We start from the raw sequence: 21,604 nt of genomic DNA, 5'->3' as shown, positions 1-21,604 counted from the left end.
TGCAGCAGGCGGATGGGGTGCCCCGTGACGGAGCCGGCAGGACCGACGGGCGTGAGCCTGTCGCTGCGCGAGTCGGTGCCCGACTGGGCGGCGCTGCGCGGCAGGGCGATCACGTTCGCGTCGATCACCGTGACCGAGAGCCTCAACTGGGTCGACGACGGCTGTGCCGAGCAACTCGCCCACGCGCTGGATGCCGGAGTGCACGCGGGAATCCGGCATCTGGCGCGCCAGGGTGGGGCCGTCGACCAGGCCAGGCACGTCGTGCGCGCGGGCGCGCCCCTGGGCGCCTTCGCTCCCGGGGTCCTCGCGCCCACGCTGGACGCGCGCGCGGCGGGTATCGACGACCGGTTCGTCAAGACGTGGATCAAGACACTTCGCGGGGAGGCGGGCATCCGCCGCGTGCTGGTGCAGGCCGAGTTCGAGGACTGGCAGCACCGGTTCCATCCCGACAAGTGGGCCGACTCCGACGTGGTGCTGTGGCTGGTGCGCCGCAACGGCATCCCCGGCCGTCCCGGCTGGTTCCACAGCAGGCTCGGGCTCCATCAGCACAGCAGCCGCACGCTCGCACCGGAGTCGGCGCTCGTCTACCCCTTCACGTTGGCCGACGTGCTGCTCTGAACCCCGTGCGGCTATGGTCTACCGACATGGGCCCCGCTTCTCCGCCGACGCGGCGAACCCAGCGAGAACGACGCGAGCACACCGAATCGGCGCTGCTGACCGCCGCTGCCGAACTCGTCGTGGAACGGGGAGTCCTGGCCGTCACGCTGGCGAACGTCGCCGAGCGTGCCGGCTACAGCCGCGGCATCGTCACCCACCAGTTCGGTACCAAGGGCGCCATGCTGAGGGCGCTCGCACACGCGTCCCAGGCGGGTTTCGTCCCCGGACTGACAGACGTTCCTCCCGGAGCTGACCGCCTGCTGCGCATCATCGACGGCTACCTCGGCCAGTTGGCGGACATCGCGGTGATGAACCGCGCTTTCCTCGTACTGTGGGCGGAATCCGCGACGACGCCGGAGCTCACGCCGATCTTCCGGGAGCGCGACGCGGCCTTCCGCGCCGATCTGCGGGCCGACGTCGAGGCAGCCATCGCCGAGGGCGCGGTACGCGCCGACCTCGACCCGACCGACGTCGCGGTGGGCGTGGCCGGACAGCTCAGAGGCATTGCATTGCAGTACTTCCTCGATCCCGACGCCGTCGACCCGGACCACCTGCGCGAGTCCGTCAGCGGTTACTGGCGCCGTGCACTCGGCATCACGTCCTGATCGACTCGGGCCGACACACCGGTTTCAGGACGGCTGTGGACGCACCACGGTGACGACGTCCGGAGCCTGCGGCCCTGCCAACACCTCGCTCAACGCGTCCCGTGCGGCGTCCGGTCCGACCCGGTCGTCGACCCGCATGCTCCGCGCCGCGAGAGCGAGGAACAGTTCTTGCCCCTCGGCGAGTTCCCGTGTGTAGGCCTCTTCCCCGATCCGCTGCCTGAGCACGGCCCGGCGTTCGGGGACGAACAGCGGCTCCGGGGTCGGACCCGGCAACGTGCCGGGCGCAGCCGAACCGCCCCCGTGAGTGCCGCCGAACAGAACCGACCGCAGCAGGCGGCCTCCCAGCCGGTGATGGACGGCGGCGATCACATCGACGTTCCGGGTGATGTCCACGAAAACGGTGTCGACGGGCCCGTCGGGATCACCGACGCCCGCCGGATCGTCGTAGGTGGAAACGGAGTCGTAAACGCCGAACCCGCGCACGAAGTCCACGTTCGCGAGCGAGGTCATGCCGTGGGTACGGATTCCGAAGCGCCGCAACCGTTCCGCGATTCCGAGGGCGGTTTTGCTCGACGCGCTGGACAGTACGACGGCAGCCGCACCGAAGGTGCGCAGTTCGTGGGCGAGCACGAGACTCGACGGGTAGACCGTCCACGCCAGGACGCGCAGGGAGGCCTCGACGTTCGGCTCACCACCTTCGCCGCCGTTGGTATCGGCCGAGCGGTACTGCCGGTAGTACTCGTCGAGACGGTCGCGATGCGGGGACGCGTCACGGAATCCGCCAGGAACCACCTCGGGCGACACGACGAGGTCGGTCGACATCGGCAGGAGGCCGAAGTACCGGCTACCGACGGCGATGTCGGGATGGGCCGACTCCGAGACCACGGCGAATCCCCACGCCGGCACCCGCCCGTACCCCTCGGGCGCGGGGAACGGCGTCCAGTACCCAGCGCTGTCGCCGAGCGTGACGTAGGTGCGGTTGTTCGCGGTCAACAGGAAGCGCTCGACGGTCAGCCGCACCTCGCCCACCGCGAGCTCGGCTCGCGGCCGAGAGGCCACCGACAGCTCCGGCGCCCGCGGTGCCATCCCACCCTCACTCCGCCGAACGAGCAAGTCCCAGTCCTCTATCTTACTTGTTGGTTGCATAGCAAGTATCGTACACCTGCGCCACCATTGCCGGCGGATGTACTCGTCTCCCGGTCAGCCGACGTCGAGCCGGGTCCTGGTGAGGAAGACGTTGTAGGGCTCCCACTGGGAGACGAGGTAGTACAGCTCCGGTCCTTCGAGCGACCAGGGGTGCAGGAAGCCGCCGTAGATCGCGGGGTACTCCTCGCCCGACACGACGACCTCTCCCTCGCTCCACGGTCCCGTGAGCGAGGGAGCACTGCGCAGCACGATGCCCTTGCGCGGTTCGTCGAGGTGCATCATCAGCCACAACCCGAAGCCCGAGTGGTACCCGACCGACATCTCCCCCACCGAGCCGTCGAACACCGGCGCGGCGTGCCGCTCGTCGTCCCGCCAGTCGCGGCCGTCCCAGTACTCCCACGCATCGGCGTGCAGAAGCCGTGCCGGTTCGACGCGGGCCAGGTAGGGCACGTCGTGCCTGCCGTTCGTGGTGCCGAACAGATGGACCGCGCCGGCGTCGCGGGCGAACGCGCCGATCTGGAACCGACTCCGCCCGTCCCGGTTCTTCCAGCGCGCCGATCGGGGTTTGTCCCACGTCCGCCCGTCGTCGGTCGAGACGGCGATCCCCGCGTGGTTCGTCCGCCAATGGCCGGGCCGTCCCCATTCCCGCACCGACATGTAGTGCACGTAGTGCGTGCCGTCCACGGTGATCGCACTGTTGGGAATCACCGTGACCTCCCTGCGGCCGGACGGGAGGACCTGGGCGGCGCCACCCTCCGGCCGTTCGACGACGCCGTCGAACGGCAGACCGCCGGACAGGTCCCGCGCGGTCGACCAGGCGAGCACGTTGCTGCGCCAGTCGGCGCTGCCGGGACCTGCTCCCCGGCCGCCCCAGCCGGCTCCGAAGGTGTCGCCGAAGAGCGCGAACACGCGACCACCACCAGCGTCCCACAGGATGCCGAGGTCGGTGGCGGTGACGGCGAACCGCTCGTCGGTCCGATTCGCCGTGCCCGCGCCGGTCACCTGCTCGATGCGTTCGGTCTCGACCGCCCTGATCTCCATTCCCCGAACGTAACCGCACCGCCGGACACGCGCCCACCGACACCGGCGACGGAATTTCAGCCGGTTATTAATTCGGCGCATTTATTTGTGCGAAACCAGGATTCCTCGTCCAATTGATGGGAACCGGGAGAAACGGTTGACGCCGCACTCTCGATGTCGCCACCCTGAGTTCAGGCGCCTTCACACCTGTCGACGACGACAGGGTTTCCCGTTCACCGAACCGTATTCGCCGAACCATTTTCCCGTTTTCCGGGTCGACGTGTATCGAAAAGCCGGCACCTCCGACATCGTGGATCAGCCGGGTGAACCACGCGTCACGGCACGGACGAGAAATCCCGCACCGAAACCCCAGAAGGAGTAGCGATGACCGCGAGCCAGACCAACGTGATCGACATTCAGCCGGTGGCCGGATCACTCGGTGCCGAGATCACGGGCGTCGAACTGCGTCCGGATTCGAGCGACGACGTCGTCGCGCTGGTACGCCAGGCGATCCTGGAACACAAGGTGGTGTTCGTGCGCGGGCAGGACCACCTCGACGACGACCTCCAGGCCGGATTCGCCCGCAGGCTCGGAGAGCTGACCACGGCGCATCCGACCGTGCCCGGTGCCGAATCCAACACCAACGTGCTGCCCGTCGACGCCGAACGCGGCAACCGCGCCAACAGCTGGCACCACGACGTCACGTTCGTCCAGGCGCCACCGTCGTTCTCGCTGCTGCGCGCCATCGTGTTGCCGCCGTACGGCGGAGACACGGCGTGGGCCAACACCGTGTCGGCTTACGAGAGCCTTCCCGACTCGCTCAAACAGCTGGCCGAGCAGCTGTGGGCGGTGCACACGAACGACTACGACTACAGCGCCTCCCACGCCGTCGCGGCGGTCACCGAGCAGGCCAAGCGGTACCGCGAGCAGTTCACCTCGACCGTCTACCGGACCGAACACCCCGTGGTGCGCATCCACCCCGAGACCGGGGAGAAGACGTTGCTGCTCGGGCACTTCGCCCAGAAGTTCGCCGGCTACAACGGAAGCGACTCGCGGCACCTGTTCGAGATCCTGCAGAACCACGTGTCGCGCCTGGAGAACACGGTGCGGTGGCGCTGGGCGCCCGGGGACATCGCGATCTGGGACAACCGACTCACCCAGCACTACGCGGTGTCCGACTTCGGCGACACCCCGCGAAGGCTGCACCGGGTGACCGTCGCCGGGGACGTCCCGGTCAGCGTCGACGGCAGGTCGAGCGTGCCCCTCCAGGGCGACGCATCGGCCTACACCCCGGCCTGAATCCCTCCCGGATCGCCTTCCGGCGACCCAGCCACCGACCCCGCGTGCCGCGAGTGGGCAGAGCGTCCATACCGGACACTGCACGCTCGCGGCACCGGAGAAAGCGACGATCGTGAGCAGCCACCGGCCCTTCAGCAGACGCGCCGCACTCCGCTACGCCGCGGGTGCCGCATCGGCGGCGGCCGCGGCCGCGGTGGGCGGCTGCGCCGCCGGTGCCGAGACCGCGGGTGCCAACACCGTGCGTTACCAGGGATGGGCGGGCAAGGTCCTCTACTTCGAACTCGCCGAGGACCTCGGCTTCCTCGGCGACACCCGGCTTCAGTGGATCGGCAACACCACCAGCGGCCCCCAGGACATCCAATCCGTCGTGACCGGTGACATCGACATCGGCGGGGCCTTCAACGGCGCGATCCTCCGGCTCGTCGCCGCCGGGGCCCCCATTACGTCGGTGATCGGATACTACGGCGCCGATGCGCGCACCGAGGCGGGATACTTCGTGCCCACCGGCAGTCCCGTTCGAGGGCCACGGGACTTCATCGGCAAGAAGGTCGGGGTCAACACGCTCGGCGCGCACCACGAGGACGTGCTGGCCGTCTACCTCGAACGCGCCGGCCTGACCGCCGAGGAGATCGACTCGGTGCAACTGGTCGTGGTGCCACCGGTCAGCGCCGAACAGGCCCTGCGCTCGGGGCAGCTGGACGTGGCCGTGCTGACCGACATCCACCGGGAGAAGGCACTCGCCCGCGGCGGAATCCGGGCCGTGTTCAGCGATTACGACCTGCTCGGCTCGTTCAGTGCGGGTTGTTACGTGATGCGCGACGACTACCTGCGGACCCGGCCCGACACCGCGCGCGCCGTCGTCGCGGGCACGGCGAGGGCGGTGCGGTGGGCGCAGACCCGGCCCCGCGACGAGGTCGTCGCCCGGTTCGCCCGCATCATCGCCCGGCGCGATCGCAACGAGGACGCCACGGCCATCCGGTACTGGCGGTCGACCGGCGTCGCCGGACCGGGAGGCGTGATCGCCGACCGCGAATTCGACCTCTGGAAGGAACGCGCCGCCGAGACCCGGCCCACCCTGCGCGACATCCCGACAACCCGCCTCTACACCAACGAACTCAACCCGTACCGGTCCACACGGACCTGAACCGGGGTCTGGAGGAACCGATGAACGCCATCGAGTTCGACGACGTGACGAAGACCTTCCATCCCCGAGGCAGCGGCGAGGAGGTCACCGCACTGAGCGGGATCGACCTGCGGATCGAGGCCGAACAGCTCACGGTGGTCGCCGGCCCGAGCGGTTCGGGGAAGTCGACGATGCTGGACCTGCTTGCCGGGCTCGACCGTCCGACGTCGGGGGAGATCCGCATCGGCGGCAGGCCCGTCACCGGTCCCGGCCTCGACCGCGGTGTGGTGTTCCAGCAGTACGCGCTGTTGCCGTGGCGCAGCGCGCAGGGCAACGTCGAGTTCGGACTCGAGGCCAAGCGGGTGCCCGCCCGCGAACGCGCCGAACGCGCGCGGCACTACCTCGACCTGGTGGGACTCGGCGGGTTCGAACAGCACTATCCCGACCAACTCTCCGGTGGGATGAAACAGCGGGTCGCCATCGCCCGCAGCCTCGCCTACGACCCGGACGTGTTGCTGATGGACGAACCGTTCGCCGCGCTCGATGCCCAGACCAGGGACGTGCTGCAGGAGGAGCTGCTGCGCATCTGGGAGCGCACGCGCAAGACGATCGTGTTCATCACCCACAGCATCGAGGAGGCGGTGTTCCTGGGCAGCCGCGTGGCGGTGCTCAGCGCGCGCCCCGGCACCGTGCGGGCCGTCGTCGACGTCGACCTGCCGGACCGTTCGTCGGGCACGGACGTCCGGTCGACACCGCAGTTCGCCCACCACCGGCACGAGATCTGGAGCCTGCTGCGTGGCGGGGAGAACGCCCACGGCGATACACAGTCGGCCACCGCGCACGCGAAGAACTCCGGGGAGGTCGTCCCCGTTGGCTGAGGTCATCACGCGTCCGAAGCATGCGGGTTCGGCTCGGCAGGCCCCGACCGGCCGCGTTCGGCAGACGCTCGTCGGCTCGGCCGGGATCGTGGCGTTCCTGCTCCTGTGGGAGTTGGCACCGCGGCTCGGTCTCGTCGACAGCATCTTCCTGCCGCCGGTCACCCGGGTCGGACAGGCGCTCGTCGAGCTCGCGGGAACCGGCGAGTTGTGGGAGCACTTCGGCGCCAGCCTGGCTCGTTCGCTGACCGGGTTCGTCGTCGCCGCGGTCATCGCGGTTCCGCTGGGCATCCTCATCGGCTGGTACCGACCCGTCCACGCGGCACTCAACCCGCTGCTCGAGTTGTTCCGGAACACGGCGGCGCTGGCCTTGCTGCCGGTGTTCGTCCTTCTGCTGGGCCTCGGCGAACTGTCGAAGGTCTCGCTCGTGGTGTTCGCCTGCACGTGGCCGATCCTGCTCAACACGGTGAGCGCGGTGCGCACCGTCGACCCCCTGCTGATCAAGTCGGCGCGGTCGCTGGGGTTCTCCCCGCTGGCCCTGTTCGTCAAGGTGGTGCTTCCCGCGTCGGTGCCGACGATCTTCACCGGAATCCGGCTGGCGGGCGCAAGTTCGATCCTGGTGCTGATCGCCGCGGAGATGGTCGGGGCGGAGGCCGGACTCGGCTATCTGATCAACGCCTCGCAGTACAGCTTCCTCGTCCCCGAGATGTACGCGGGCATCGTGACGATCTCGCTGCTCGGCGTGGCCCTCAACCAGGTCCTGGTGCTCACCGAGCGCCGGCTGTCCCGGTGGCGGGCGTAGGGACCACGTGGGTCGCGTTGGCCACCTTTGCCGGGCACGGCCGCACCCGGCCGGGTGACAATGCCCGCCATGCGGCTCGAGCGAACGGCACTCACCTCGCGACTGCGGCCCGACCAGGTGCTGACGTCGCTGGATCGCCGCGCCGCCGCGCTCGGGCTCGCCCCACCGGCCGCGCTCACCGGCGACTGGTTCGGTTCCCTCGCCGTGCTCGCCCCGTCGGTCCGCCTGGAGCCGGTCGACGACACCGCCGAGGCGCTCGCCGTGTCGGCGGGCCACGCGGACCTGCCCGACGGCACGCCAGCGGGCGCCGTCGGCGGCGGATGGTTCGGGTACCTGTCCTACGACCTGACCGACCCGTCCGGCCGTCGCGGCGCCCTGCCCCGCGCGGTGTGGGGCTGGGCCGATCACGTCCTGCGGCTCGACGCGACGGGCCGGTGGTGGTTCGAATCGCTGCGCCCGCACGGCGAAGCCGAGGTCGCCGAGTTCGAGGACCTGCTTACCCGCCCCGCCACGCCCGGCACATGGCGCGCCACGACGCTGCACCGGCCAGAGGCCGACATCCACCGCGGTGCGGTGAAGGAGTGCGTCCACGCCATCGAGGCGGGCGAGCTGTTCCAGGCGAACGTGTGCACCCGGTTCGCGGGCCGGTTCGACGGCGACCCCGCGGCGTTGTTCGCCGAGGGCGTGCGCAGGCTGAGCCCCGCGCGGGGTGCGTATCTGTCCGGCCCGTGGGGGTGCGCGGTGTCCATGTCGCCGGAGTTGTTCGTCTCCCGGCACGGCACCGAGGTGCGCTCGACCCCGATCAAGGGCACCCGCCCACGCCGCGGGCCCCAGGACGACACGGGCGCCGCCGAGCTGCGCGCCTCGGTCAAGGACGTCGCCGAGAACGTGATGATCACCGATCTCGTACGCAACGACCTCGGCCGCGTCTGCGAGGTCGGCAGCGTGCGGGTCCCGGAGCTGCTGGCCGTGCGGCCTGCGCCCGGGGTGTGGCACCTCGACTCGACCGTCGTCGGCACCCTGGCCCGAGGCGCGGCCGGGCGCGGCGGCGTCGACGGCGCCAACGACGGCAGCAGCGGCAACAGCGACACCAGCGCCGACGATGGCAGCGGTGGCACCGGCGATGCGGCACTGCTGCACGCCACGTTCCCGCCCGGCTCCGTCACCGGGGCGCCGAAGATCCGCGCCCTCGACCTCATCGCCGACCTCGAACAGCACCCGCGCGGGCTGTACACGGGCGCGATGGGACTCGTCTCCCCCGTCGCGGGCCTGGAGCTGAACGTGGCGATCCGCACGTTCGAGATCCACGGCGACACCGTCGAACTGGGCGTGGGCGGCGGCATCACGGCCGATTCGGACCCCGAGGCCGAATGGCGCGAATGCCTCGACAAGGCCGCCCCGCTCGAACGGCTCCTGGCGACGCCGGACGCTCAGTCCGCGCGCGCGGCCACCACGGCGTCGTAGAGCTCCTTCTTCGACACCCCGGTCTCCTTGGCTACCTCCGCGGCCACGGCCTTGAGCCGTTCGCCCGCCTCGACCCGCCTGGCGACGTCGGCGACCAGGTCCTCGACCCGCACCTCGCGGGGCGCCGCCCCGGCGAGGACGACCGTGATCTCGCCCCGCACGCCGTCGGCCGCCCACTCGGCGAGCTCGCCGAGACCGCCGCGCCGCACCTGCTCGTAGGTCTTGGTCAGCTCGCGGCACACCGCGGCCCTGCGGTCCGAGCCGAGTGCCTCCGCCGCGTCGGCCAACGTCGAGGCGAGGCGGTGGGGCGATTCGAAGAACACCGTGGTGCGTTTCTCCTCGGCCAGTTCGGCGAGCCATTTCGCCCGTTCACCCGGTTTGCGTGGGGCGAAGCCGTCGAAGCAGAACCGGTCCGGCGCGATACCGGACAGCGCGAGGGCGGTCGTGACGGCCGAAGGGCCGGGCACACACGTGACGGGCAGGTCCTCGTCGGCACACGCGGCCACGAGCCGGAAACCCGGATCGGACACGCTCGGCATTCCGGCGTCGGTCACGAGCACCACGGACTCGCCTGCCCGGACCGACTCGAGCAGCTTCGGCAGCCTTTCCGCTTCGACGTCCTCGTAGAAGCTGACGATCCTGGCCGTCGTCGCCACCTCGAGGGCCGTGGCCAACGCGCGCAGCCTGCGCGTGTCCTCGGCGGCGATGACATCGGCCTCCCGCAACGCCTCGGCGAGCCGGGGACTGGCGTCTGCACGGTCACCGAGTGGGGTTCCGGCGAGGATCAGGGGCATGAACCGAGGCTATCGGGCCGGCGAGGGCGACGATCGTCGCGTCGAGCGCACCCGTGCCACGGCCTACACGGCGTTTCACATCGCCGCCCGTAGGATCGGCCATCGTGACCGCCCTTCTGACCCGTCCCCGCCCTGGTATGGGCGACGGCAGCGGTGCGGACGCGGCGCCGCCGTCGGACCGTGAGGCCGCACTGCTCGGCACGCCCATGCCTGCCGACCGGATGCGCGCGCTCTGGGTCACGCTCGTCATCACCACCATCGGCGGCGTCCTGCGCCTGTGGAACCTCGGCCACCCGACCGACGGCGGGTCGCCGGTCTTCGACGAGAAGCACTACGTCCCGCAGGCGTGGCAGATGCTGCGCAACGGTGGTTACGAGGACAACTACGGCTACGAGCTGGTGGTGCATCCACCACTGGCGAAACAACTGACCGCCATCGGCGAGTGGCTGTTCGGTTACAACGGCTGGGGCTGGCGGTTCACCGCCGCGATCGCGGGCACGATCATCATCCTGCTGGTCATCCGCATCGCACGGCGGCTGACGCGCTCGACCCTGCTCGGCGCCGTCGCCGGGATCCTGGTCATCTGCGACGGGGTGCTGCACCTGCAGTCGCGGATGGGGATGCTGGACATCTTCCAGGCGGCATTCGTCGTCGCGGCGTTCGGCTGCGTGCTCGTCGACCGCGACCAGGTGCGCGAACGGCTGGCCGTGGCCGTCCGGGAAGGGTGGGTCGCCGAGACGCCCTTCGGCCCCCGGCTGGGCTTTCGCTGGTGGCGGTTCGGGGCGGGCGTCCTGCTGGGTCTGGCGACCGCCATCAAGTGGTCGGGCATGTACTGGGTGCTCGCCTTCGGGCTGCTGACGATCGCGTTCGACGTCGCTGCCCGGCGCGCGGCAGGCGTGGCCCGCCCGTGGATGGGCATGCTGCGCCGCGACCTGGCGCCGGCCGTGTGGAGCATCGGCATCATCTCGGTGCTGGTGTACCTGAGCACGTGGTGGGCCTGGCTGGCGAGCGAGACGGCCACCGACCGGCACTACGCCGAGATCAACGGCGACGACTCGTTCGGTTTCCTGCCCGCGCCGCTGCAGAACCTGCTGCTCTACACGTTCAACGTGCTGGACTTTCACAGCAGCCTGTCGACGCCGCAGGGCGATCCGCATCCGTGGGAGTCGAAGCCGTGGACGTGGCCGATGGGGCTGCGGCCGATGCTCTACTACCACGACGCGGGCGGCGACGTCGGCGGCTGCGGGCAGAGCGACTGCGTCCAGGCGACGATGCTCATCGGCACGCCCGCCATGTGGTGGCTCGCCCTTCCGGTGCTCGGCTGGGGACTGTGGCGGATGATCTTCCGCGCCGACTGGCGGTACGCCGCGGTGCTGGTCGGCTACGGCGCGGGCCTGCTGCCGTGGTTCGTCAACCTCGACCGGCAGATGTACTTCTTCTACGCCACGCCCATGGCACCGTTCCTGGTACTGGGCCTCACGCTGGTGCTGGGCCATCTGCTGGGCAGGGCGAAGGCCGGGTTCGAGAGACGCGGCACGGGGCTGCTCGTGGTCGCGCTCTACACCGGACTGGTCGTGGCGAACTTCGTGTGGCTCTGGCCGATCCTCGTCGGCGACTCCATCACGCCGGACCGGTGGAACGCTGAGCTCTGGCTGCCGTCCTGGCGCTGACCGCGTCGCGGCCGCGTGGCCCGACAGCCCACTCGGGTCACCCGACAGCGCACCCGGTGGCGGCCTCCGACCGCACGCGACGCAGCACGCCTGCGGCCAGCAGGGCCTGGCCGGTCAGGTAGGTGAGCATCACCCAGAACCCCTCGACCGGCGGGTCGTACCAGTCGGCGAAGGCACCCAGTGCGATGAGCGCGTCGGAGCAGAAGAACACCGCCCCGCCGATTCCCGCCAGCCGGTCGGCACCCGTGGCGAGCACGGCCATCAGCGTCAGACAGCCGCCGTAGACGGCGACGGGCACCACCAACGCGCCCGCACCCGGGGCGCACAGCACGAACAACACCCCGAATGCGACGACGTAGCCCGCGGCCAACGGGGTGCCTGCCGCCGACTCCCGGCGATACGGCCAGAACGCGGCCGCGTACGCCAGCTGGGCCAGCAGGAAGCCGCCGACCATCGCCAGGAACGCCGTATCACCGGTGAAGGCTGCGGGCAGCGAGTCCCCGAGCCACGACAACGCCAGTGCCGCCGTCGCGAGCCGTACGAGCCGGGTACGCGCCGGGGCGGCCCACCACAGCCACGCGGCGAGCAACGGCATGAGCAGCATCTGGGTGGGCCGCGACAACCACGCAGGCCCGGCGAGCTGCACGACCAGGTGTCCTGCCGACACGACCGTGTAGGCGCCCAGCAGGACCCTCGCCGGATGGGCGGTCACTGCGAGCGCGGCACGATCCGCGTCACCGGGCCGTCCGCGGACGAGCCGATGCGCGAGAGCCAGCCCTGGACCTCCCGCTCCACCGCGGCCAGCGTGGGGCGGTTGCGCGGCTGCGGGTCCAGCGACGCGCGCAGCAGGCGTGCGTGCACGCTCTGGGCGGGCAGATGGCTGGCCGGTTCGGCGCGCGCGGCGGCCATCAACGCGGCCATGGGGGTCTCCCGTGTGCCCCGCGGCGGATGGCCGGACAGGGCGAAACTGACGGTCGCGGCGAGCTGCCAGGCGTCCGAGGCCGGGGTGGCCTCCTTGCCCTCGGCGGTCTCCGGCGCGGTGTAGTCGGGCGTGCCGATCATCATGCCGGTGGCCGTCAGCTTGGCGTCGTTCTTGCTGCGGGCGATGCCGAAGTCGATGAGGTGCGGCAGACCCTGCGGGTCGACGATCACGTTCGACGGCTTCATGTCGCGGTGCAGCACGCCCTTCTCGTGGGCGGCCGAGAGGGCACCCGCGAGCGTGGCCCACAGCCTGCCCGCCGCCTGGTCGTCCAGCGCACCGCCGGTGTCGACCATGTCGGCAAGCGACCTGCCCTCCAGGTACTCCATCACGAGCGCCAGGCCGTCGTGTTCCTCGACCAGGTCGTAGACGCGCACGCAGTTCGGGTGCGACAGCATCGCCAGTGCCCGCGCCTCGCGGCGCATCCGCTCCTCGGTGTCCGGATCGGTGACGTGGGCGATCTTCAGCGCGACGATGCGGCCGAGCTGGGTGTCCCTGGCCTGCCACACGGTGCCGAAACCGCCCTGGCCGAGACGCCGGATCCGTTCGAACCGGCCGTCACCCGCCGTGGATGCGGCCGGCGGGACCGCGGCCGCCGCGACCGGGGGCGGCGAGGGCGCGACCGCGGTCGGCGCGTACTGCCGCTGCGGCGGGGCCGGCTCCGGTTCGGGCCGTGGTTCGGGCCTCGGCTGCGGACGCGGCTCCGGTGGCCGGTCGGAGTTCTGGATGGTCGACCAGCTCGGCGGGCCGATGATCGCCACCGGGATGACGCCGAGGATGACCGCGGGCAGGAACCCGATCCACAAGTGGATGGCCGTGTTGGCCTCGACACCCGCCGAGAGCAGGACGAACGCGACGTAGGAGCCCCAGATGAACCGGCCGGGCCACTTCGGCCCCCGGCGCAGCGCCACGCGGCCGAGCAGCATGATCGCCAGCAGCGTGAGGATCGGCAGGCCGACCAGTCCGGCCAGGTAGTAGCCGTAGGCCAGGGCGCTGTCGGACGGGTAGAACAGCGTCTCGTAGACGTTCTGCCCTCCGCCGAGGTACTCGGTCTGCGTCCCGACGAAGCAGAACTCCCTGGACATGTTGGCCACGTCGGTCTGGGTCAGCCCGCCGGTGCCGCCGCCGAAGATGTCCCGGTAGCTGCTCGAGACGCCGCTGGCGAGCAGCCACGGCATCACGAAGACGCTGACCACGGCGATGGCGCCGATGGCGATCAGCGGCGCACCGCCGTAGCGGTTGCCGGTGAACTTGCGCACGACGGCGATGACGAACGCGCCCGCCACGGGCCACAGCCCGATCAGCAGACCCGCCATGCTCGTGGCCCACACCCAGTCGCCGGGGCAGAACCCGGGCTGGAAGATCCGGTACGCCAGCGACAGCAACGAGCTAGCGATCGATTCCACCTCTCGCTCCTTCGTGCGTGTCGCTGATGACGTCCCCGGCGTTCGGGCCGTGCCGGTGCACACAGTATGTCGGCCGCCCCAGACATAGACGCATGCACCTCGCCCGGCGTTGCTCTGGTGCAGCGCACATGCAACGTCCTACGGTCGACAATCACCGGACTCAGCGCAGAGCACTAAGGAGAGCCGCGATGGGCGCGTACGCCGACACCTACGAGCGCAGCATCAATGACCCGGAGGGTTTCTGGCTCGAAGCCGCCCGCGGCGTGAGCTGGACGAAGGCGCCCTCGAAGGCACTGGACGACTCCAGGGCACCGCTGTACCGGTGGTTTCCCGACGGCGAGCTGAACACCGCCTACAACGCGCTCGACCGGCACGTCGAGGCCGGCCGCGGCGACCAGCCCGCGTTGATCTGGGATTCGCCGGTGACGTCGTCGCAGCGCACGTACACCTATGCGGCGCTGACCGAGGAGGTCGCCCGGTTCGCCGGTGGCCTCGCCTCGCTCGGTGTGGGCAAGGGCGACCGGGTGATCATCTACATGCCGATGGTGCCCGAGGCGGTCGTGGCGATGCTGGCGTGCGCACGCATCGGCGCAGTGCACTCGGTGGTGTTCGGCGGGTTCGCGCCGAAGGAGCTGGCCGCGCGCATCGAGGACGCCCGGCCGACGGCGATCGTCGCGGCCTCCTGCGGCATCGAACCGGGCAGGGTGGTCGAGTACAAACCCATCATCGAGGAGGCGCTGGCCACCACCGAACACCAGCCCGATCGGGTGGTCGTCCTGCAGCGGGAGGCGAGCCGGTGCGAGCTCACCGGCCGGGACGTGGACTGGAACGACCTGATGGCGACCGCGACGCCCGCCGACCCGGTGCCGGTGGCGGCGACCGACCCGCTGTACGTGCTCTACACCTCCGGCACGACCGGCAAGCCCAAGGGCGTCGTCCGCGACTGCGGTGGCCATGCCGTCGCGCTGACCTGGTCCATGGGTGCCGTCTACGACATCCACCCCGGTGACGTGTGGTGGACGGCCTCGGACGTCGGCTGGGTGGTCGGCCACTCCTACATCGTCTACGCACCGCTGCTCATCGGGGCGACGACGGTGCTGTACGAGGGCAAACCGGTCGGCACGCCGGATGCCGGTGCGTTCTGGAGGGTGATCTCGCAGCACGGGGTCACGGCGCTGTTCACCGCGCCGACCGCGCTGCGAGCCGTGAAACGTGTCGACCCGGACGCCGCCGAGCTGGCCAAGTACGACCTGAGCGGGTTCACGACGCTGTTCATGGCGGGTGAGCGCCTCGACCCGGAGACCTACCACTGGGCGCACGACAAGCTCGGCGTCCCCGTCGTGGACCACTGGTGGCAGACCGAGACCGGCTGGCCCATCGCGGCCAACCTGCGCGGACTCGAGCCCATGCCGGTGAAACCGGGATCGGCGACGATGCCCGTGCCCGGCTGGAACGTGCAGATCCTCGACCAGTCGGGCGAGCGGCTGCCCGCGGGCCAGGAGGGCGCGATCGCCATCGAGCTGCCCCTTCCTCCCGGTGCGCTGCCGACGCTGTGGGGCGACGACGAGCGGTTCAAGGACGCGTACCTCTCGCGCTACGAGGGTTACTACCTCACCGGCGACTCGGGGTACGTCGACTCCGACGGCTATCTGTTCGTCATGGGCCGCACCGACGACGTCATCAACGTCGCGGGCCACCGCCTGTCGACCGGTTCGATGGAGGCGGTGCTCGCCGCGCATCCCGCCGTCGCCGAGTGCGCGGTGATCGGCGTGGCCGATCAGCTCAAGGGACAGCTGCCGCGCGGGTTCGTGGTGTTGAAGGCGGGCGTCGACATCCCGGAGCAGCAGCTGCGGGACGAACTGGTCGCCGCGGTGCGCCGCGACATCGGTCCCGTTGCTGCGTTCCGCGACGTGTCGGTCGTCGAGGCACTGCCCAAGACACGCTCCGGCAAGGTCCTGCGCAAGACCATGCGCGGCATCGCCGACGGCCGGGACGAACCGGTGCCCTCGACCATCGAGGATCCGAACGTGCTGACGGCGCTGACCGAGGTGCTGCGTCCCCGGTAGGCCGGGGCCTGCCCGGCGGTCGAGGCCGGGCGGGCGTTGGCCGTCGGTGACCGTCCTCAGTAGCCGGTCACGACGCTCGCGTCTCGCCCGGCGCTCGCGCGTGGTCCCTACCTGTTCGGGTGGGCGGAGGTTCACTCCACCTGCGCACGCCGGCGTTCCACCCGCGGATCCGGCTTCCCACCCGAGGAACCGTGCGAGAGGATGGGCCGTCGAAGCGGACGAACTACTCGGCACACGACTGGGGTGGGGAGCCAATGACGGCAGGGGGAGGCCACGAGGTCGAACCCGGTGAGATCCGGGGATACCGCGACCTCGCCGAGCGACAGGCACAGCACTTCAAGACCATCGCCGCACACGCGAGGGAGAAGGGCGGCGACACGAGCGGTTACACCGGCCTGCTCGCGCTGCTCGCTCCCGCGGTGACGGGCGTGGTCGAGCTGTACGGCGAGACGCTGAAGTTCGCCTCGAAGAAGATGGACGAGGTCGGCGCCAAGCTCGAGGACACCGCCAAGCGGTACGAGACCAATGAGCAGGAGTCGCAGTCGGAGATCCTCACGATCGGCAACAAGGTCGACTCCGCGACACCGCCGCCGACCCCGGGTGGTGCCTGATGGGCGATTACGCCGACATCGAGTCCCCCGGCGACCTCCTGCAGCGCGACCCCGGCCTCGAGGGCGGCTCCTCCGTCGAGGACGCCATCGCCGACGCCGGGTTCCAGGTGCAGGCCGTCAACTGGGTGTGGGAGAAGGTCGTCGGCGAGGACCTCGTCTCGTCGATCATCACGCCCATCACCGGCGACTTCGAGAAGATCGCGCAGGGCGCCGCGCAGTGGAACAACGTTCGCGACGCGCTGCAGGCCGTCCGGAACAACCTCAACAACGGACTCACCGAGCTCCAGCCCGCGTGGCAGGGACCGGCCGCCACCAGCTTCCACCGCGAGATCGGCATCCTGTGGACCACGGGCATCGAGGCGGACGCCCAGGTCGCCAAGACCATCGGCATCGCACTGTCCAAAGTGGCCGATGGCTCGAAGCGGGCGTGCGATCAGGCGCTGGAACTGATCGAGAAACTCGTCAACAAGCTGATCGAGGCGGCGGCGATGCTGCCGATCCCGGTGGTCGGCTGGGCCCGAGCCGTCAAGATCGTCTACGACGGCATCCAGATCTACAACGCGATCATGGATCTCATCGACGGGATCCAGAAGATCATCGAGGGCGCGAAGGCGGTCCTCGAGGGTGTGCAGTCCGTCGGTTCGGCACTGGGACAGCTGGGCGAGGCGAACAACCTCAACGACGTCATCAACGCAGGCAACACCGGTGTGCAGGGTGCGTTCGACATCAAGGGCGGGGTCGACGATGTCCGCAGCGGTGCGACGTCGGTGTCCAGCGCCGCGGGCGATTACGCGGACGCCAGGGACAGTGCACGGGACAACGCACGCGGTCTCGCCGAGGAGCGGTCGAACGCCAGGCAGGACGGCACCTCCGGCAGCGGCACCACGGGCGCACCCGACTCCGGCGGTGCGCCGGCGGGAAGCAGGCCCTCCGATTCCGGAACCCAGGACTCCATGGCCGCCAATGCGGGCGACGAGAACAGCGAGTCCCGGCCCGGCGACTGCGTTCCCGGTTCCGGCGACCCGGTCGACCTCGCGACCGGCCAGATGTTCATGACCCAGCGGGATCTGGAACTTCCCGGCCTGCTGACCCTGGTCTTCGAGCGCACCCACTTCTCGGGTTACCGCGTCGGCCGGTTCTTCGGCAGGAGCTGGGCGTCCACTGTGGATCAGCGCATCGAGGTGGAGCCCGACGCGGTGTACTTCGCCGCTCCGGACGGTGCGCGGCTGAAGTACCCGCGGCCCGAACCGGGCGGGGCGTCGGTGCTGCCGTCGGCGGGCTCGATGTGGCCGCTGTCGTGCACCGCGGAAGGCCTGTACCGCATCGAGCAGCCGAAGACGGGGCGCACACTCACCTTCCTGCCCGGCACTCGCGTCCAGCAGCTGGCGTCCGTTCAGGACCGCAACGGCAACCGGATCGACGTCCGGTACGACGGCGACGTTCCGGCCGAGCTCGTGCATTCGGCCGGCTACCGGCTCGGTCTCGACTCGAGCGACGGTCTCGTCACGCGCCTGTGGCTGGCCAATCCTTCCGGCCCGCCGATCACCGTCGCCAGTTACGACTACAACGACCGCAGACAGCTCGTCGCGGTGTACAACTCGTCGTCGCAGGCCATGCGGTTCGACTACGACGCAGAAGGCCGGATCACGCAGTGGACGGACCGTAACGGCGAGTGGTACCGCTACCACTACGACGCGGAGGGCCGCGTCACGTCCAGTTCCGGTTCGGGTGATGCGCTCACGGGCAGCTGGGAATACGACGACACCCACCGCATCCGCCGATACACCGACGCGGTGGGCGCGACCACGACGTACGGCTTCAACGAGCGCTGGCAGCTCGTCACCGAGACCGATCCGCTCGGTGCCACCACGACGAGGCAGTGGACGAGCTACAACGACCTGCTGTCCGTGACCGACCCGCTGGGACGCACGGTCCGGCGCGAGATCGACGAGCGCGGCAACGTCACGCGGGTGACGCAGGCCGACGGGTCGGAGGTGACGGCCGAGTACAACGCGTTCGGCCTGCCGACCCGGATCGTCGAACCGGACGGGGCGACCTGGCAGCGGTTCTACGACGACGCGGGCAACCTCGTCTCGTTCGCCGACCCCACCGGCGCGATCACGCGATACACCTACGACGGCAAGGGCGCTCTGACGTCCGTCACCGATGCCCTCGGCAACACGCGGAGGGTGGAGACCGACGCGGCGGGCCTTCCGGTGAACGTCGTCGACGCAGCGGGCGGGACTACCCGGTACGTCCGGGACGTCTTCGGGCGGGTGTCGTCCATTGTCGACCCGTCCGGCGCCACGACACGGATGTCGTGGACGATCGAGGGCCGATTGCTGTCCCGCACGCTGCCCGACGGTTCGACGGAGCGGTGGCGTTACGACGGCGAGGGCAACGTCGTCGAACACGTCGACCCCGTGGGGAAGCGGACGCGCACCCAGTACGGGCATTTCGACCTGCCCGTCGCGCAGACCGCACCGGACGGCGCGCGACTCGAGTTCACGCACGACGCCGCGCTGCGGCTGGTCGCGGTGCGCAACCCGCAGGGCCTCGTGTGGCGCTACACCTACGACGCCGCGGGCAGGCTGACGTCGGAGGTCGACTTCAACGGCCGCGAACTGCGCTACGAGCACGACGAGGCGGGACAGCTGATCGCCAGGGTCAACGGTGCGGGCGAGCGCGTGGAGTTCACCAGGGACGCGCTCGGCAACGTCGTCGAGAAGCGTGCCGGCGACACCGTGACGACGTACGAGTTCGACGCGGCCGGTCGGCTGCTGTCGGCCGCGTCGCCGGATGCCGAGCTGCGGTACGAACGTGACGCGGTCGGCCGGGTGCTCACCGAGACGGTCAACGGCTCCGCGGTGCGGTCGGTCTACGACGTGCTGGGGCGCCGCATCTCCCGCACCACGCCGAGCGGCGCCGAGTCGACGTGGGCCTACGACGCCGACGGCCGACCGCGCACGTTGACCAGCGGCGGCAACACCATGAGTTTCGCCTACGACGCCGCGGGCAGGGAGGTCCGGCGGCAGCTCGACGCCGGCGCGGCGATCGCACAGGGCTGGGACGCCAACCACCGGCTGGCCTCGCAGACCATCACGGCGGTGGATCCGCACCGCGCGACCGGGGCCGCCCGCGTGGTGCAGCAGCGGGCCTACCGCTACCACCAGGACGGCTACCTGGCGGTGATCGACGACCACCTCGGCGGTTCGCGGCGATTCGAGCTGGACGCCGCGGGCCGGATCACGGCGGTGCGTGGCCAGGGTTGGACCGAGCAGTACGCCTACGACGCGGCGGGCAACGTCACGCACGGCACGTGGCCCGCGACGCCGGACGGTGCGGGCAACCCGGAGTCGCAGGGTCCGCGGGAGTACACCGGGACGATCGTGCGCAGGGCGGGCGGCACCGTCTACCGGCACGACGCGCAGGGCCGGGTCGTGCAGCGCAGCCGCCGCACGCTGTCCGGACGTCAGCAGACGTGGACGTTCACGTGGAACGCCGAGGACCACCTCGTCGCAGTGTCCACTCCGGACGGTTCGAGGTGGAGGTACGTCTACGACCCGATCGGCAGGCGCATCGCCAAACACCGGCTGTCCGATGCGGACGATGTGGTCGAGTCGGTCGAGTTCGCATGGGACGGTGTCACGGTGGCCGAGCAGGCCGTGCGTGGCAGCGGCGCCGCGGACGGTGTGACGACGTGGGACTTCGCCCCCGGTTCGTTCCGTCCGATCACGCAGCGCGAACGGGGCCGGCCCGAGATGGCCGCGACGGCGTCGCAGGAGTGGGTGGATCGCCAGTTCTACGCCCTGGTCACCGACCTCGTCGGCACCCCGATGGAGATGGTCGCCCCGGACGGCGACCTCGCGTGGCGCAACCAGACGACCGTGTGGGGTCAGGCCGTCTCCCGGCTCACGACCGGACCGTCCTGCCCGCTCCGCTTCCCCGGCCAGTACCACGACGAGGAAACCGGCGACAACTACAACTTCTTCCGCTACTACGACCCGGCAGCGGGTCATTACACCGCCGCCGACCCGTTGGGACTGGAAGGCGGGCCGAATCAGCACCGCTACGTGGCGAACCCGTACCGGCTGCTCGACCCACTGGGGTTGGCACCGCAGTGCCACGAATCCACGCGCAGCGAACTCGGGAACCTGGGCGAAGCGCTCGATGACCGTCATCTGGACGCCGCACGTAGGGAGATCGGCGGCGAGGTGGTCGCACGCAAGGCCGATGGCACCCCGTACGACCACATCACCGAAGTGGCGAACTCGCAGCAGGGTGTGGTCAACGAGATCCAGGCGATGGAGCGGAAACTGGGGCACCCGGGGCTCGAGGAACAAACCCGTGTCGACACCACCGACCGGTTGAGCCGGTACAGCCGGTTCCTCGATTACACGGAACAGTGGGTGCCGCACGAGGAACGCAAGGCGAGAATCTCCTGATGCTGGACCTCGAGCAGTTACTGCAGCAGGCGAAGGCCGGCGAGCTGACTCCTCGCGAGATCGGTCTCGTCGAGGAGTCGCTCGCAGAGGGGCTCTCGGGCAGCGACGCGTACCGGGCGTTGATGATCGTCGGCATGGTCGCGGCGCCGGCGCGGAACACCGACGTCGTGGCGCGGTATCTCGACGACCGTGACCCCACGGTGGCCGCTCAGGCGCTCCACGTACTGAGCGACGTGTGGGGCCGCGCGCGCGACCACCGCGACGCCATGCTCCGCCTGCTCCGCGGCATCCCCGGGGACGAAGCCGGCCATGCGACCACGCAAGCACTCAACTCCGCCGCCCGCTATTTGCACGGCACCCCCGAATGGGACGCGACCGACCGGCAGATCTTCACCGCGATCATCGATGTGGCCCTCGACGAGCTGCGCCTGCCCACACAGCGCATGCACGCCGCGGTGTGCCTGCGGAACGTCATGCCCCCGTCGCCCGACGAGAACGGACGGCCGATGCCCGGAACATCCGAGTTCGACCGCGTCATCCTCGCCTCCTGGGAGTACCTCGGCGAGGGCGAACACTGAACACTCGCCGCCAATGCGATCGCCGTGGGGAGCCGGGCCCGGAGCCCTCGATCGTCATGACCAC

Annotated in this window: 17 protein-coding genes; 12 read left to right on the top strand and 5 right to left on the bottom strand. The window is 70.3% G+C overall.

Features of this window, described 5'->3' with window-relative positions; translation table 11 throughout:
- Window positions 1-24 precede the first annotated feature (24 nt).
- Complete coding sequence (locus IF64_RS0109245; RefSeq protein WP_030531626.1) at window positions 25-618, top strand: GH25 family lysozyme; 594 nt, start codon at window positions 25-27, stop codon at window positions 616-618.
- 26 nt (window positions 619-644) lie between these two features.
- Window positions 645-1,262 (top strand): TetR/AcrR family transcriptional regulator, encoded by a 618-nt coding sequence (locus IF64_RS0109240; RefSeq protein ID WP_030531625.1) that lies wholly within the window; start codon window positions 645-647, stop codon window positions 1,260-1,262.
- 24 nt (window positions 1,263-1,286) lie between these two features.
- Here the strand turns inward: IF64_RS0109240 and IF64_RS0109235 are convergent, their stop codons facing one another.
- Window positions 1,287-2,348: a DUF2855 family protein gene (locus IF64_RS0109235; protein WP_051757621.1), complete on the bottom strand. Its 1,062-nt coding sequence runs from the start codon at window positions 2,346-2,348 to the stop codon at window positions 1,287-1,289.
- Window positions 2,349-2,462: 114 nt separating this feature from the next.
- Entirely contained in the window at window positions 2,463-3,449 is a 987-nt protein-coding gene (locus IF64_RS0109230) for a glycoside hydrolase family 183 protein (RefSeq protein ID WP_030531623.1), read from the bottom strand.
- A 363-nt stretch (window positions 3,450-3,812) separates the two neighbouring features.
- Between IF64_RS0109230 and IF64_RS0109225 the strand changes: the two genes are divergently transcribed.
- The 5 genes from IF64_RS0109225 to IF64_RS0109205 all read left to right on the top strand — a co-directional run bounded on the left by IF64_RS0109225 (window position 3,813) and on the right by IF64_RS0109205 (window position 8,991).
- Window positions 3,813-4,727: a TauD/TfdA dioxygenase family protein gene (locus IF64_RS0109225; RefSeq protein ID WP_030531622.1), complete on the top strand. Its 915-nt coding sequence runs from the start codon at window positions 3,813-3,815 to the stop codon at window positions 4,725-4,727.
- Between the two features lie 112 nt (window positions 4,728-4,839).
- Complete coding sequence (locus tag IF64_RS0109220; RefSeq protein WP_036876101.1) at window positions 4,840-5,871, top strand: ABC transporter substrate-binding protein; 1,032 nt, start codon at window positions 4,840-4,842, stop codon at window positions 5,869-5,871.
- A gap of 20 nt (window positions 5,872-5,891) precedes the next feature.
- Window positions 5,892-6,728: an ABC transporter ATP-binding protein gene (locus IF64_RS0109215; protein WP_048808556.1), complete on the top strand. Its 837-nt coding sequence runs from the start codon at window positions 5,892-5,894 to the stop codon at window positions 6,726-6,728.
- Complete coding sequence (locus IF64_RS0109210) at window positions 6,721-7,527, top strand: ABC transporter permease (protein WP_048808555.1); 807 nt, start codon at window positions 6,721-6,723, stop codon at window positions 7,525-7,527. The genes IF64_RS0109215 and IF64_RS0109210 overlap by 8 nt, the downstream gene beginning before the upstream one ends.
- A 69-nt stretch (window positions 7,528-7,596) precedes the next feature.
- The gene (locus IF64_RS0109205) at window positions 7,597-8,991 is read left to right on the top strand and encodes a chorismate-binding protein (RefSeq protein WP_036876163.1); all 1,395 of its coding nucleotides are present in this window, start codon (window positions 7,597-7,599) and stop codon (window positions 8,989-8,991) included.
- Here the strand turns inward: IF64_RS0109205 and rsmI are convergent.
- A complete protein-coding gene (gene rsmI / locus IF64_RS0109200; protein WP_030531617.1) occupies window positions 8,958-9,785 on the bottom strand; it encodes a 16S rRNA (cytidine(1402)-2'-O)-methyltransferase in 828 nt (275 codons plus the stop codon). The two genes, IF64_RS0109205 and rsmI, sit on opposite strands and share 34 nt — an antisense overlap.
- A gap of 104 nt (window positions 9,786-9,889) precedes the next feature.
- Here rsmI and IF64_RS0109195 point away from each other — a divergent pair, with 104 nt between their 5' ends.
- Window positions 9,890-11,455 (top strand): dolichyl-phosphate-mannose--protein mannosyltransferase, encoded by a 1,566-nt coding sequence (locus IF64_RS0109195; protein ID WP_030531616.1) that lies wholly within the window; start codon window positions 9,890-9,892, stop codon window positions 11,453-11,455.
- 37 nt (window positions 11,456-11,492) lie between these two features.
- Here IF64_RS0109195 and IF64_RS0109190 read toward each other — a convergent pair whose 3' ends face one another.
- Window positions 11,493-12,167, bottom strand: a complete 675-nt coding sequence (locus IF64_RS0109190) for a lysoplasmalogenase family protein (protein ID WP_030531615.1) — start codon at window positions 12,165-12,167, stop codon at window positions 11,493-11,495.
- Window positions 12,164-13,840 carry a serine/threonine-protein kinase gene (locus IF64_RS0109185; RefSeq protein WP_030531614.1) on the bottom strand — a complete coding sequence of 559 codons (1,677 nt, stop codon included), beginning with the start codon at window positions 13,838-13,840 and terminating at the stop codon, window positions 12,164-12,166. The genes IF64_RS0109190 and IF64_RS0109185 overlap by 4 nt, the downstream gene beginning before the upstream one ends.
- A gap of 128 nt (window positions 13,841-13,968) precedes the next feature.
- On the opposite strand from IF64_RS0109185, the gene IF64_RS0109180 reads away from it, so the two are divergent.
- The 4 genes from IF64_RS0109180 (at window position 13,969) to IF64_RS0109165 (ending at window position 21,540) form a co-directional block, all read left to right on the top strand.
- Entirely contained in the window at window positions 13,969-15,906 is a 1,938-nt protein-coding gene (locus IF64_RS0109180; RefSeq protein WP_084705752.1) for a propionyl-CoA synthetase, read from the top strand.
- A 254-nt stretch (window positions 15,907-16,160) separates the two neighbouring features.
- A complete protein-coding gene (locus tag IF64_RS0109175) occupies window positions 16,161-16,517 on the top strand; it encodes a hypothetical protein (protein ID WP_030531612.1) in 357 nt (118 codons plus the stop codon).
- Entirely contained in the window at window positions 16,517-20,962 is a 4,446-nt protein-coding gene (locus tag IF64_RS0109170) for a polymorphic toxin type 28 domain-containing protein (RefSeq protein WP_051757618.1), read from the top strand. Before IF64_RS0109175 ends, IF64_RS0109170 begins: the two co-directional genes overlap by 1 nt.
- On the top strand, window positions 20,962-21,540 hold the full coding sequence (locus IF64_RS0109165) for a hypothetical protein (RefSeq protein WP_030531610.1): 579 nt from the start codon (window positions 20,962-20,964) through the stop codon (window positions 21,538-21,540). The genes IF64_RS0109170 and IF64_RS0109165 overlap by 1 nt, the downstream gene beginning before the upstream one ends.
- Window positions 21,541-21,604: the final 64 nt, after the last annotated feature.

The sequence above is a fragment of the Prauserella rugosa genome (genome assembly GCF_000719975.1).
In the GTDB taxonomy this organism is placed as follows: domain Bacteria; phylum Actinomycetota; class Actinomycetes; order Mycobacteriales; family Pseudonocardiaceae; genus Prauserella; species Prauserella rugosa.
This window is presented reverse-complemented; position numbering and strand designations above follow the sequence as displayed.

Excerpts from the sequence above, each read along its gene's own strand:
- IF64_RS0109230 (WP_030531623.1), bottom strand. The coding sequence starts at position 3,449 with ATGGAGATCAGGGCGGTCGAGACCGAACGCATCGAGCAGGTGACCGGC.
- IF64_RS0109215 (WP_048808556.1), top strand. The coding sequence starts at position 5,892 with ATGAACGCCATCGAGTTCGACGACGTGACGAAGACCTTCCATCCCCGA.
- IF64_RS0109180 (WP_084705752.1), top strand. The coding sequence starts at position 13,969 with ATGCAACGTCCTACGGTCGACAATCACCGGACTCAGCGCAGAGCACTA.
- rsmI (WP_030531617.1), bottom strand. The coding sequence starts at position 9,785 with ATGCCCCTGATCCTCGCCGGAACCCCACTCGGTGACCGTGCAGACGCC.
- IF64_RS0109205 (WP_036876163.1), top strand. The coding sequence starts at position 7,597 with ATGCGGCTCGAGCGAACGGCACTCACCTCGCGACTGCGGCCCGACCAG.
- IF64_RS0109235 (WP_051757621.1), bottom strand. The coding sequence starts at position 2,348 with ATGGCACCGCGGGCGCCGGAGCTGTCGGTGGCCTCTCGGCCGCGAGCC.
- IF64_RS0109170 (WP_051757618.1), top strand. The coding sequence starts at position 16,517 with ATGGGCGATTACGCCGACATCGAGTCCCCCGGCGACCTCCTGCAGCGC.
- IF64_RS0109225 (WP_030531622.1), top strand. The coding sequence starts at position 3,813 with ATGACCGCGAGCCAGACCAACGTGATCGACATTCAGCCGGTGGCCGGA.
- IF64_RS0109175 (WP_030531612.1), top strand. The coding sequence starts at position 16,161 with ATGACGGCAGGGGGAGGCCACGAGGTCGAACCCGGTGAGATCCGGGGA.
- IF64_RS0109165 (WP_030531610.1), top strand. The coding sequence starts at position 20,962 with ATGCTGGACCTCGAGCAGTTACTGCAGCAGGCGAAGGCCGGCGAGCTG.
- IF64_RS0109240 (WP_030531625.1), top strand. The coding sequence starts at position 645 with ATGGGCCCCGCTTCTCCGCCGACGCGGCGAACCCAGCGAGAACGACGC.